This is a genomic window from Allobosea sp. TAB14, assembly GCF_052113865.1.
GTDB lineage: Bacteria > Pseudomonadota > Alphaproteobacteria > Rhizobiales > Beijerinckiaceae > Allobosea > Allobosea spartocytisi.
The window spans coordinates 21,869-33,425 of record NZ_JBFRDQ010000018.1; the positions used below are offsets into that span (position 1 = coordinate 21,869).

The 11,557-nt window shown below is 68.0% G+C and carries 11 protein-coding genes and 1 pseudogene; 6 read left to right on the forward strand and 6 right to left on the reverse strand.

Features of this window, described 5'->3' with window-relative positions; genetic code table 11:
- The first annotated feature begins 84 nt into the window (after positions 1–84).
- Positions 85–1,149 carry a ferrochelatase gene (hemH, locus tag AB4Y99_RS04490; protein WP_441522519.1) on the forward strand — a complete coding sequence of 355 codons (1,065 nt, stop codon included), beginning with the start codon at positions 85–87 and terminating at the stop codon, positions 1,147–1,149.
- Positions 1,150–1,257: 108 nt separating this feature from the next.
- Here the strand turns inward: hemH and AB4Y99_RS04495 are convergent, their stop codons facing one another.
- Positions 1,258–1,968, reverse strand: a complete 711-nt coding sequence (locus tag AB4Y99_RS04495) for an alpha/beta hydrolase (RefSeq protein WP_441522520.1) — start codon at positions 1,966–1,968, stop codon at positions 1,258–1,260.
- A 228-nt stretch (positions 1,969–2,196) separates the two neighbouring features.
- On the opposite strand from AB4Y99_RS04495, the gene AB4Y99_RS04500 reads away from it, so the two are divergent.
- Complete coding sequence (locus AB4Y99_RS04500) at positions 2,197–2,700, forward strand: MarR family winged helix-turn-helix transcriptional regulator (protein ID WP_113253455.1); 504 nt, start codon at positions 2,197–2,199, stop codon at positions 2,698–2,700.
- 55 nt (positions 2,701–2,755) lie between these two features.
- Here the strand turns inward: AB4Y99_RS04500 and AB4Y99_RS04505 are convergent, their stop codons facing one another.
- From AB4Y99_RS04505 to AB4Y99_RS04520, 4 genes are all read right to left on the reverse strand, one after another.
- Positions 2,756–3,613, reverse strand: coding sequence for a TorF family putative porin (locus AB4Y99_RS04505; RefSeq protein WP_441522521.1), 858 nt, complete (start codon positions 3,611–3,613; stop codon positions 2,756–2,758).
- Positions 3,614–3,884: 271 nt separating this feature from the next.
- On the reverse strand, positions 3,885–5,321 hold the full coding sequence (locus AB4Y99_RS04510; protein ID WP_441522522.1) for a L,D-transpeptidase family protein: 1,437 nt from the start codon (positions 5,319–5,321) through the stop codon (positions 3,885–3,887).
- Between the two features lie 187 nt (positions 5,322–5,508).
- On the reverse strand, positions 5,509–6,462 hold the full coding sequence (locus AB4Y99_RS04515; RefSeq protein WP_112761761.1) for an acetyl-CoA carboxylase carboxyltransferase subunit alpha: 954 nt from the start codon (positions 6,460–6,462) through the stop codon (positions 5,509–5,511).
- A gap of 105 nt (positions 6,463–6,567) precedes the next feature.
- A complete protein-coding gene (locus AB4Y99_RS04520; RefSeq protein WP_112761760.1) occupies positions 6,568–7,365 on the reverse strand; it encodes a class I SAM-dependent methyltransferase in 798 nt (265 codons plus the stop codon).
- A gap of 143 nt (positions 7,366–7,508) precedes the next feature.
- Here AB4Y99_RS04520 and gloB point away from each other — a divergent pair, with 143 nt between their 5' ends.
- The 3 genes from gloB to AB4Y99_RS04535 are packed head-to-tail and all read left to right on the forward strand — an operon-like array spanning position 7,509 to position 9,498.
- On the forward strand, positions 7,509–8,273 hold the full coding sequence (gene gloB / locus AB4Y99_RS04525; RefSeq protein WP_441522523.1) for a hydroxyacylglutathione hydrolase: 765 nt from the start codon (positions 7,509–7,511) through the stop codon (positions 8,271–8,273).
- A 2-nt stretch (positions 8,274–8,275) separates the two neighbouring features.
- Complete coding sequence (locus AB4Y99_RS04530) at positions 8,276–8,740, forward strand: cupin domain-containing protein (protein WP_038362849.1); 465 nt, start codon at positions 8,276–8,278, stop codon at positions 8,738–8,740.
- Entirely contained in the window at positions 8,737–9,498 is a 762-nt protein-coding gene (locus AB4Y99_RS04535; RefSeq protein WP_113253453.1) for a GNAT family N-acetyltransferase, read from the forward strand. Before AB4Y99_RS04530 ends, AB4Y99_RS04535 begins: the two co-directional genes overlap by 4 nt.
- Before the next feature lie 48 nt (positions 9,499–9,546).
- Here AB4Y99_RS04535 and AB4Y99_RS04540 read toward each other — a convergent pair.
- Positions 9,547–10,059: pseudogene (locus tag AB4Y99_RS04540) on the reverse strand (DUF2938 family protein); the annotation flags it as partial.
- A gap of 56 nt (positions 10,060–10,115) precedes the next feature.
- Between AB4Y99_RS04540 and AB4Y99_RS04545 the strand changes: the two are divergent.
- Complete coding sequence (locus tag AB4Y99_RS04545) at positions 10,116–11,198, forward strand: ROK family protein (RefSeq protein WP_441522524.1); 1,083 nt, start codon at positions 10,116–10,118, stop codon at positions 11,196–11,198.
- The last annotated feature ends 359 nt before the right edge of the window (positions 11,199–11,557 follow it).

Below are 11,557 nucleotides of genomic sequence, written 5' to 3' on the forward strand. Positions count from 1 at the left end.
TCGCACCCGGCCCGTCCCCTCTCTTCAAGGCTGGACGAAAGCGCGAACTCGTCTAAATCACGAGCGCAAGGAGAGCCCGCGCTCATGACTGCTGACATCGCCACGGCCCCGGCCCGCGAAGCCGTTCCGCTCCCGCCGGATCACCCGCAAGCCCGATACGGCCGCATCGGCGTGCTGCTGATGAATCTCGGCACGCCGGAAGGCACCGGCTACTGGCCGATGCGCGCCTATCTCAAGGAGTTTCTCTCGGACCGCCGCGTCATCGAGGAACCCCGCTGGAAATGGTGGCCGATCCTCAACCTGATCATCCTGTCGACGCGGCCGGGCCGCAAAGGCAAGGACTACGCCTCGATCTGGAACAACGAGCGCAATGAGGGCCCGCTCAAGACCATCACGCGCTCGCAGACCGAGCAGCTCGCCGAGCGCCTGAAGCCGCTGGCCGGCGAGCGCGTCGTCTTCGACTGGGCGATGCGCTACGGCCTGCCCGATGTGAAGAGCCGTTTGAAGGCCCTGCTCGACCAGGGCTGCGACCGCATCCTGCTGGTGCCGCTTTATCCGCAATATGCCGCGCCGACCTCGGCCACGGCCTGCGACCAGGCCTTCCGCGCGCTGATGCAGATGCGCTGGCAGCCTTCGGTGCGCGTCTCGCCGCCCTATCACGACGACCCCGCCTATATCGGCGCGCTCGCCCGCTCGATGCGGGCATCGCTGGCCAGGCTCGATTTCGAGCCGGAGGTCATCCTCTGCTCCTTCCACGGCATGCCGAAGGACTACCTGCTCAAGGGCGACCCCTATTACTGCCAATGCGTGAAGACCTGGCGGCTGCTGCGCGCCGAGCTCGGCCTCTCCGAGGAGCGTTTCCCGCTGACCTTCCAGTCGCGCTTCGGGCCGGACGAATGGTTGCAGCCCTATACCGACGAGACGGTGAAGGCGCTGGCGCTGGCCGGGAAGAAGTCGATGGCGATCGTGGCGCCGGGCTTCTCGGCCGACTGCCTGGAGACGCTTGAGGAGCTCGACGGCGAGAACCGCGAGATCTTCCTGCACAATGGCGGCGAAAAATTCGCCTACCTGCCCTGCCTCAACGATTCCGCCGAGGGTATCGACGTCATCGCCGAAGTCGTGCAGCGCGAATTGATGGGCTGGCTCTGAGGCAAGCCAGAGCATTTTCGAGCGAAGTGGACACCGGCTCGCGTCAAGAAAATGCGTTAAAACAAAGAGATAGAGTATTTCTCCGATTCGGAGAAACGCGGAAATGCTCTAACGCTCTTCGCTACCGACGAAGCGCGTGACGCTCTCGATCACCGGCTTCGCCTGCAGGATGCGGCGATGGCCGAAGCCGCTCGTCTCCTCCAGGTCGACGAAGGAGCCTGCCGCCGCCAGCGCCTCGGCATGGCGGAAATCGAGCTCGCGATCCTGCCGGTCGTGGACGACCAGGGTCGGCACGCCGATCGCGGCGAGCTGCGCCGGCCCCTCGAAAGCCTCGACCGGATTGCCGGCGACGACATGGATGCGCCGTTCGAGCGCCGCCTGGCCGCGCCGTCCGAGCCCGATGCCGGCGCCGAACCGCCGCGTGATCTGCTTGATCGAGGAGGGCGCGGCGATCATCGCGAGACGCCCGGCACTGACCGGCGGCTGGCCGGGAACCGAGCCCGCCAGCGCCGCGAGCGCGATCGCCCCGCCGAAGGAATGCGTCACGATCGCATGCAGCGGCCCGAAGGCGCGCGCCACCGCCGCCAGGCTGGCCACCCCGAGCGGCAGGTTCAGCACCCGCCCCGTCGAGGCGCCATGCGCCGGCAGGTCGAAGGCGACGACGCGGAAACCGGCTTCGCGCAGCGGCGCGGCAAAGGCGGCCATGAAAGCCGCTTCGCTGTTCCAGCCATGCACCAGCAGCACGGTGCCGCGCTGGCTGGCCCCGACCGGCGCGAAGACATAGGCCGTGACGCTCCCGCAGGGGAACGGAACCGCCATCGCCTCCGCTTCCGCCAGGCGGCCCGCGGCGCTCCGCGCACCGGCGGACGCGTTTTCGTTTCGCGCCGGGCGGCGCGGCGGGGTACAGAACAGACGGAAGGCGAGTCTGCCGGTTGCCGCGGGCGCCACGAAGCTGGCGACCCGGGTCAGAGGACGCAGGAGACGGAGAGCGGTGTCGGCCATGGCATGGAGCCCAATCTGTTCAACGCTGAACTATTATGTTCAGCCATGAACAAAAAGCAAGCCTCTTCCCAGACCTCTTCGACTGCGGGTTCCGGGCCGGAGCCGGAACGCCAGCTTCTGCCCTGGGATCTGCCGCGTTTCCGCAACTGGATCTCGGTCGCCCGCGTCCACACGCTCTGGGAAAAGGCCTTCGGCGAGGCGCTGGCGCCGCTCGACATCCAGGTCGCCCATTATGACGTGCTCGCCAACATCTTCCACGTACCCGGCCTGACGCAGCAGGCCCTGGCCGGGAAGCTGCTGGTCGGGCGCAGCGCCATGAGCATGCTGCTGCCGGTGTTGGAGCGGCGCGGGCTGATCGAGCGGCGCGGCGACGAGGCGGACCGGCGCGTGCGCAGGCTCTGGCTCACGCCGGAGGGCGAGGCTCTGACCCGCAAGGCGATGGCGATCCATGTCGCGGAGATCGAGGCGATGATGACGGTGCTGAGCGAGGACGAATGCAACGCCATCGGCGAGATGATGCGCCGCGTCGCCAAGGCGCTGGAAAGCTGACGCAAAAGGGCCGCCCGAACGGGCGGCCCTTCGCGATGGACAAGGAGAGCCCGGCTTACTGCTGTGCGAAGATGCCGAGGCTGCTGGCCGTGATGTCGAAGGAGAGCGTGCCGACCACGGCGGCGCCGCACCATTTCGAGCGGCCGCTGCCCGAATAGATCCCGCTCGGATCGGCGGTCAGCGCGAAGCACTCGGTCTTCGACAGCGTCGTGTCGTGGTAGCGCAGATCCGCCGTGACGTTCTTCCAGGTGTAGGAGACGCCAGCGTTCCAGTAGGTGTAGTCGGGCAGGTTGGTCGGCGGATTGGTCGACCAGATCGCCAGATTGGTCCTGCCGAGCCAGTAATGGCCGAGCTCGCCCGAAACCGACAGGCCCTCGAGGAAGGGCAGGGCGTATTTCGCCGTGACCGAGGCATAGGTGCCGTCGGCGCCGGTGCCGAGCCAATCCCAGGCGTAGAAGACGTTCGCGCCGAGCGTGAGGCTCTCGGCGAAGGTGTAGGACACCTTGCCATAAACCTCGGTGTAATCGGTGTTCTTCGGCGTCCAGTAGGTGCCGGCGAAGTCGATCAGCTGCTTTTCGCGCGGATAGTAGTACTGCATCACGCCGAAATCGAAGGCGAGATCGCCGAACTTCGGACGGATGCCGCCGTAGAAGTCGACTTCCGCGCTCGGCTTGGTCGCCAGATCGACGCTGGAGCCGTAGATGCCGGCATAGAACAGATTGTTGTAGACCTGCAGCTCGGCGCCGGCGCCGAAGCCCGGCCTGCGATCGGTCTGCGAGATACCGCGGAAATTATAGTCGGTCTGGCCCTTCACATTGACCGCGATGTCGAACCAGGTGATCGCCGGCACGACCGGAGCGGGCGGCGCCCCTTTCTTGCTGGGCAGGTCCGAAGCGAGCGCACCGGCCGCCAAGACGGTCGAAATGCCAAATCCCAACACCGAAGACCGAAAAAGATCCAGAACCATCGCCCAGCACCCCTCACCGCGCCTTGGTCGCGCTTTCGCCACAATCAAGCAGGGCACGGGGGATTTTCGGCAAGACGAGCTTTTCGGCAGCCTGCCCGCCAAATAAGCAAAAGCCCCCCGAAACGGGGGCCTTCGCGCCTGCAAAACAGGCTCAGATCATTTGATCGGGAACTGTTGCAGTTCCGTCACATACCCAAAACGCCGGAAACGACCGCGATCAGCGCGTGACCGGCTGGCTGGCATAGGCGGCCGGCGACTGGTCCAGGCTGCTGGTGCGCAGGTTCGTCGCCCGTCGCGGCGGCAGCGGGGCGCGGATATTGGTCGGATTTGCCGGCACGGTCACCTCGACCGGCGCTTCGACGGCGGCCGTGCTCTGCCCGCTCGTGCTGGAGGAGCCGCCGAATGTCGGCATGAAGCTCAGCGCGCGCTGCAGGAAGGGCTTGCTCTCCTCGGCCGGCGCAGCCACCGGCACCGAGGTGGTGCTGGCCAGCACCGGCGCCTGCTCGGCCTTGCCGGGCTGGATCCGCGCGAGCTGGGTCGTCGCCGGGGCGGTGAACGGCTTGGTCTCGGCCTTTGCCGGTTCGGGCTTGCTGGGCTCGGGCCTGGCAACCTCGGCCGGTGCGGCGGCGGCGACCGCAGCCATCACCGCGCCGTCATCCGCCGAAGCGGCGCGCGCCGTGCCTTTCGCCCTGCCCTTGTCGTCGAGCACAACCACGCTCGGCCCCGAGGCCAGCGCATCCTCGCGGCTGATGCCGACATCCCGCGACGCCCAGGACGCCCTGCGGTTGAGCGCATCGGCCCCGCCGGCCATCAGCGCCTGCTTGAACGAGTTGTGCTGATCGCCGTCGTCATAGACGAGCCGGATCGCCGGCGTGCCCTTGGCGACGAGGGCAGCGACCTCGACCGCGTCCTGGCGTTCCTTCGCGGCGACCTCGGCCGGCTCCGAGCCGCCATTGAAGACATAGCGGCCGCCGGCGACGGACACCGCCGGCTCGTCCTTCACGACCTCGAAATAGTCCGAGCCTTCCTTCAGGTTCTTCCAGAAGGCGATGTTCGGATCGAGCCGGTGCTGGGCGAGGTTCTTCGCCGTCATGCGGAAGGGGAAGGCCTGCATCTGCACGGCCTTCTGGCCGGCGTTCTGCGCCTCGCGCACCAGCGCGTAGATCTCGCCGATCTGGTCGTCCGTCATCGAGTAGCAGCCGGCCGAGGAGCAGGCGCCATGCACCATCAGATGCGCGCCGGTGCGGCCATGGGCCCGGTCATAGGCGTTGGGATAGCCCATGTTGAACGACACGTAATAGGACGAGTTCGGGTTCATCTGCTGCGGCGCGATGGCGTAGAAGCCCTCCGGCGCCATGCGGTCGCCCTCGCGCACCTTCGGGCCGAGTTGGCCCGACCAGCGGCACATGGGAAAAGTCTTGAGCAGGGCGTAGCGGCCGTCGGCCTTGCGCTTCCAGACCTCGAGCTCCGACTCCTTCTTGTAGGAGCGGATCAGGATCGGTTGGTCCTTGCTCATGCCCTTCTCGGACATCAGCGCATAAGTCGCCGACGGAATCGGGATGTTGTGGCGACCGGCGCCGCGATAACGCTCTTCCTCGCAAGCCGCCAGGGTCAATGCAACAAAAGCCACGAGCGCGAGTTGCTTCAGTGCCACGTCGTCAATCCCATCGAACGGCAGGCCGGGGCGCGACCTGTGACTTCGCAAGACGGCTAAATTGTGCCGTCGTCCTGTTTTAGAAGCGTTAGCCTTGAGGGTTCCTTACCATAGGCTCCCTGAGTCTGGCCACATGGTCAATGCCCGGTAAAGACACCGCCGTTTCGCAGGCGCGAAATCAACGCTTTCAGAGATGGCGCCCGATCCCGAGGAATTTTTCCGCCCGCTTGTCGACGATCGCGGCCCCGTCGAGGCCGGCGAAATCGGCGAGCGCCGCCGCGATGGCGTCCCCCGCCCGCGTCATCGCCGCCTGCTTGTCGCGGTGGGCCCCACCGGTCGGCTCTGAGACGATCGCGTCGATGACGCCGAACCTGAGCAGATCCTGCGCCGTGATCTTCATGCCGGTGGCGGCGTCCTGCGCGCGCGCCGTGTCGCGCCAGAGGATCGAGGCCGCGCCTTCCGGCGAGATCACCGAATAGATCGCATGCTCGAGCATCAGCACGCGGCTCGCCGCCGCGATCGCGATCGCCCCGCCCGAACCGCCCTCGCCGATCACCAGCGCGACGCTGGCGGTGGGCAGGCCAAGCCAGGCTTCCGTCGAGCGGGCGATGGCCTCGGCCTGGCCGCGCTCCTCGGCATCGATGCCCGGATAGGCGCCGGCGGTGTCGACGAAGCTCAGCACCGGCAGGCCGAAGCGGCCGGCCATCTCGACGAGCCGCACCGCCTTGCGATAGCCCTCGGGCTTCGGCATGCCGAAATTGTGCCGGATGCGGGTCTCGGTCGAATCGCCCTTCTCCTGGCCGATGACGCAGACCGCCTCGCCGCGGAAGCGGCCGAAGCCGCCGACGATCGCCTCGTCTTCCCCAAAGGCGCGATCGCCTGCCAGCGGCGTGAACTCCTCGATCAGCGCGGCGCAGTAATCCTTGAAATGCGGCCGCTGCGGATGGCGCGCCACCAGCGTCTTCTGCCAGGGCGTCAGCGCCGCATAGATTTCCTTGAGCGCCTGGTTCGCCTTGGCGTCGAGCTTGCCGATCTCTTCCGACAACGAGATGCCGTCGCCACGCGCCTCGAGAGCCCGCAACTCGTCCGACTTCGCCTCGAGCTCGGCGACCGGTTTCTCGAAATCCAGATAGCTACGCATCGTGATCCAGTTCAGCTTCCGCGCCGGGTTCGGCACGGATCGGCGGTTTCGCATGAAACCGGGGCTCGAAAGGCGGCGGACCATGTCCGCGACCCGGCGAAATTGTCAACCCGCATGGGGTTTTCGAGGTGACGGGAATTCCAGCCCCGCGCTGCCGGAAGGCTTCGCGGCGCGCGGCGTCGGCGCGGGCTGCGGCAGCAGGATGGGCCTGAGCGCGAAGCTGCGCCGCGTCGCGCGCAGCGGCGCGCGCCGGTAGAACTGCTTGGTCGCGTCGATGACATGGACCCCGGCGAAGGGCAGTGACAGCCCGAGCCCGATCTGCTCCCAGGCATAGGCCGAACGCATCAGGATCCGCCGCTGCAGCGGCGGGACATAGAGCACCTCGGCCCAGTGCTCGGGCGAGAATTCGGCGGCGCGCATCAGCGCCGAGAGCTGGCGGCGGCTGAACGGACGGCCCTGCCCGAAGGGCGTGCCGTCCATCCGCGCCCAGAGGCCGCGCCGGTTGGGCACCACCAGGATCATCCGCCCGCCCGGATTGAGCACGCGCGAGACCTCTTCCAGCAGGTCGTCGGGGCTTTCGGTCTCCTCCAGCGCATGGACGAGCACGACCCGGTCGATCGAGGCGGTCGGCAGCGGCAGCAGGGTCGGCTCGACCAGCGCCGAGGCGGAAAGCCCCGGCGAGGGCCAGTTCACCACGCCTTGCGCCGCCGGCATGAAGGCGATGGTGCGTTCGGCCTCGATGCCGAGCACGGAGAGATAGGGCGTGGAGAAACCCAGCCCCAGCAGCCGCTGGCGGTCGCAATCCGGCCAGAAGCGCAGCATCGCCCGGCCGATGAAGCGTCGCGCCACATGCCCGAGCGGGCTGGCGTAGAAGGCGCGCAGGTCGACGACGTCGAGAGGCATGGCGCCTGAGATGGAACGCCCCGCGCGCGAACGCAAGGGCGGCTTCCGCAGCAACTGCACGACGACACTGCGCGCCCGGTGGCTTGATCGGCAGGCGGCCTTGGCCCATGCAGGGCGTCCGTTCGCACTCGCAGGAGTCCGCCATGCCGCTCGACCTCCATGTCTTCCGCACGCTCAGCGACAATGCGGGCGCCCTGCTCCACGACCCCGCGACAGGTGCCTGCGCGGCGGTGGACGTGCCCGATGCCGGCGAGATGCTCGCCGCCGCCAGGGCCAAGGGCTGGACGATCAGCGACATCTTCATCACCCATGCCCATCACGACCATACGCAAGGCGTCGCCGAGGTGAAGCAGGCGACGGGCGCGACCGTCGTCGGCCCGGCCGATGCCCGCACCTCCGCCCCGCTCGACCGCGTGATCGGCGAAGGCGACAGCGTGGCGCTGGCGGGCGAGCGCTTCGAGATCTGGCACACGCCCGGCCATTCCGACGGCCATCTCAGCTATATCGGCCTGGGCAGCAAGATCGCGCTGGTCGGCGACGTCGTCTTCGTCATGGGCTGCGGCCGGGTCCAGCCCGGCCAGATGGACCGGATGTGGACCTCGCTCTCGCGCATCATGGCGCTGCCCGGCGACATCCGGCTCGTCACCGGCCATGACTACACGCTCGCCAATGCCCGCTTCGCCCGCTCGGTCGATCCGACGAACGCAGCGCTCGCCGCGCGTTTCGCCGAGGCCGAGACGGCCAAGGCGGAAGGCCGCTTCTGGGCGTTGACCACCATCGCCGAGGAACAGGCGACGAACCCCTTCTTCCGCGCCGGCGAGCCCGCGCTGGCGGCCGCCGTCCATCTCGCCGGAAAGCCGGCTTCCCAGGTCTTCGCGGCGCTCCGCGAAGCCAAGAACAAGTTCTGACCATGCCGCATCGCCTCGAAGGGCTGACGGCGGCGGAGGTGATCCGCCTGCTCGACCTCAAGCCCCATCCCGAAGGCGGGCATTACCGCGAGACCTTCCGCGACGCGGAAGGCCCGGAAGGACGCGGCCATTCGACCGCGATCTACTATCTGCTCGACACCGGCGAAACCTCGGAATGGCACCGCGTCGATGCCGCCGAGATCTGGCACCATTATGCCGGCGCGCCGCTGGTCATCACCGTCTCGCCCAATGGCCACGACGCCTCGGCCCATCATCTCGGCACCGATCTCGCCGCCGGCCAGCGCCCGCAATTCGTGGTGCCGGCCGGCTGGTGGCAGAGCGCGACCTCGCTCGGCGCCTGGACGCTGGTGGGCTGCACTGTCGCGCCGGGCTTCGCGTTTTCGGGATTCGAGATGGCGCCGCCGGGCTGGCGGCCGACGCCCCGCAAGCCGGCTGGAGGAGCATGATGCTGACGACGAACGAGGACAGCCAGCTCGCGCTGGAATGCGAGCGGCGGATCATCAATGCCTGGCCGGCCTTGTCGACGCTCGTCCTCGGCGACTGGGTGCTGCGCTTCGCCAATGGCTATTCCGGCCGCGCCAACTCGGCGACGCCGCTCGCCTATGGCGCCGAGCTCGACGATGCCATGCTCGACATGCTCGAGGAGCTCTACCGCGCCGACGGTTTGCCGCCCACGATCCGGCTGACCCCGCTCGTCGCCGAGGCGACCCGCGCGGCCGTGCTGGCACGCGGCTACAGGGTCAAGGACGCCTCTTTCGGCATGATCGCGCCGCTCGCCGGGCTCCCGGTCTCCGAAGAGGCGGAGCTCCAGATCGAGGCCCGGCCCGAGCTGGAATGGATCGCCGGCGTCGCCGCGCGCCAGAGCGGCGTGAAGACCCATGCGGGCAATCTGGCGGCCATCGTCGAGAAGGTCCGCCTGCCCGCCGCCTTCGCCTCATGGCTGGTCGAGGGCGAGCCTGTCGCCTTCGGCATGGCGGTGGCGGAGCGCGGCATGGCCGAGATCGGGCTAATCTGCGTCGATCCCGCCCATCGCGGCAAGGGGCTGGGCCGCCGGATCGTCGCCGGGTTGATGGGCTGGGCCGGCGCCATGGATTGCCACAGCGCCTATCTGCAGGTCGAGCAGAGCAACGCCATCGCAATCAGCCTCTATCGCAGCCTCGGCTACCGCCAGCTCTACGCCTACGAGACGCGAATCCTGGACTAGCGCCGTCATTCTCGGGCTTGACCCGTTCGGGCGCTTCGAGGCGGCGATGCCCATACCCATGCCCGGCTGCAGGATGAACCAGCCGCAGCCCACCGTCGCGAGCCCGACGATCAGCGCCGGCAGAAAGGTCGGGTTGCGCGCCCAGCCCATGCCCCAGACCACCAGCACGATGCCGGCGAAGAGGATGCCGATGAGGTAGTGGAAGAGCCAGCCCAGCGCGACCTCGTTGGCGACCGGCTCGGCCTTGCCGATATCCTCATGCACGACGCGCCCGCGCAGCAGATGCGCGAACCACCGCCCCGGCGGACCCCAGTTCGGCTTCGGCATGCCGAAGAGCCGCAGGAACTGCGCCCAGAGATCGAACAGGATGGTCGCGCCGATGCCGATGACGACCGCGCGATAGATCAGATCCGCCAAATCTCGTCCCCCCAAAACTCTCGCCCCCAAAAGCCGGCGATCTTCGCTGCCCTCCTCGTTGGAGCGGCGATCGCCGCCGCGGTCAACCGGCCGGAGGCGCCCCCGACGCAGCCGCGGCCTGCGGAAGACGCATCCGGCCCGCACCGGAACCTCGCGCCGGGCGCGGTGTTGCCTCCGGAGAGATCGCAAGAGGAGTGCATATGGCTGGGGCAACGGCAGAGAAGACGCGCAGTGCCGGCGCGACGGGTCCGCACGGGGCGGCGGAGCTGCCTTCCGTCATCGTCACCAGCTACAATCTCGAAATCCGCGACGAGGACGGCTTCGTCGGCGACAAGGCGAGCCGCAGCGCCTTCGTCGAGCATCTCGATGCGCTGCGGCAGCATCTGAAAAAGAACGGCGACGATCCGCTCCGGGGCAAGACGGCCGAGATCAGCAAGAAGGAGCTCGATGCGCTGCTGAAGGAGGGCGACGCCACCGAGGCCGCCCTCGTCCTCGGCGCGGTCGAGGGTTTCGCCCAGTCGCTCGCCTTCGTCATCCGCCGCTTCACCCGGCTGAAGAACTGGGCCGAGGTCGAGCGCATCGTCGTGGGCGGCGGCTTTCGCGAGAGCCGCATCGGCGAGCTCGCCATCGCGCGCGCCGCCATCATCCTGCGCACGGAGGGCCGCGACATCGACCTCGTCCCGATCCGTCACCACCCGGACGAGGCCGGGCTCGTCGGCAGCGCGCATCTCGCGCCGAAATGGATCTTCGAGGCTTTCGACAGCCTCGTCGCCGTCGATATCGGCGGCTCCAACATCCGCGCCGGCATCGTCGAGCTCCGGCAGAAGAAGGCGCCCGATCTGGGCAAGGCCCGCGTCTGGAAATCCGAGCTCTGGCGCCATGCCGACGAAGAGACGAGCCGCGACGAGGCGATCAAACGTCTGGGCCGGATGCTCAAGGAACAGATCGAGCAGGCCGAGAAGGAGGGCTTGCGCGTCGCGCCCTTCATCGGCATCGGTTGCCCCGGCCTGATCGAGCCCGACGGCAGCATCGACCGTGGTGCCCAGAACCTGCCGGGCAACTGGGAGAGCAGCCGCTTCAACCTCGTCGCCAGCGTGCGCGAGCTGGTGCCCCGGATCGGCGAGCACGACACCGAGATCGTCATGCACAACGACGCCGTCATCCAGGGGGTGAGCGAGATGCCGGCGATGCAGGACGTGGAGAATTGGGCCGTGCTCACGATCGGCACAGGGCTGGGCAATGCGAGCTATCGCAACCGCGACAAGGTGAAGAAGAAGGGCTGACGATCCGGTTCGGCAAGACGAGCTCCATCCCGAGCAGCCGCGCAGCGGAGAAAAAGCGCGGCCCTGCCATCTTCAGGTCGCCTTTGCCGGTGAAGACGCGGCATGGCGTCCGGTTCGGGCGCGATCCAGCAAAGGAATTGCGGGAGTCTTGCCTTGCCGGCAGTCGAAAAGCGGCCTTCGTCTTGCCTTGAGCCCGTGGCTGTGCCGAGGCTCGGGAGCGATACGAATCACCCTCAGGAGCGGGGCCGCCCGACCATGACCACTGAGCTGGCGCCGCGCTTTCGGCACGCTATGCGTGCTCTGCTCGCCCTCTGCGTGCTGACGCTGGCGCTCGCCGCCGGGCAGCCGGGCGCGCAGGC

Excerpts from the sequence above, each read along its gene's own strand:
- hemH (WP_441522519.1), top strand. The coding sequence starts at position 85 with ATGACTGCTGACATCGCCACGGCCCCGGCCCGCGAAGCCGTTCCGCTC.
- AB4Y99_RS04495 (WP_441522520.1), bottom strand. The coding sequence starts at position 1,968 with ATGGCGGTTCCGTTCCCCTGCGGGAGCGTCACGGCCTATGTCTTCGCG.
- AB4Y99_RS04500 (WP_113253455.1), top strand. The coding sequence starts at position 2,197 with ATGAACAAAAAGCAAGCCTCTTCCCAGACCTCTTCGACTGCGGGTTCC.
- AB4Y99_RS04515 (WP_112761761.1), bottom strand. The coding sequence starts at position 6,462 with ATGCGTAGCTATCTGGATTTCGAGAAACCGGTCGCCGAGCTCGAGGCG.
- AB4Y99_RS04520 (WP_112761760.1), bottom strand. The coding sequence starts at position 7,365 with ATGCCTCTCGACGTCGTCGACCTGCGCGCCTTCTACGCCAGCCCGCTC.
- gloB (WP_441522523.1), top strand. The coding sequence starts at position 7,509 with ATGCCGCTCGACCTCCATGTCTTCCGCACGCTCAGCGACAATGCGGGC.
- AB4Y99_RS04530 (WP_038362849.1), top strand. The coding sequence starts at position 8,276 with ATGCCGCATCGCCTCGAAGGGCTGACGGCGGCGGAGGTGATCCGCCTG.
- AB4Y99_RS04535 (WP_113253453.1), top strand. The coding sequence starts at position 8,737 with ATGATGCTGACGACGAACGAGGACAGCCAGCTCGCGCTGGAATGCGAG.
- AB4Y99_RS04545 (WP_441522524.1), top strand. The coding sequence starts at position 10,116 with ATGGCTGGGGCAACGGCAGAGAAGACGCGCAGTGCCGGCGCGACGGGT.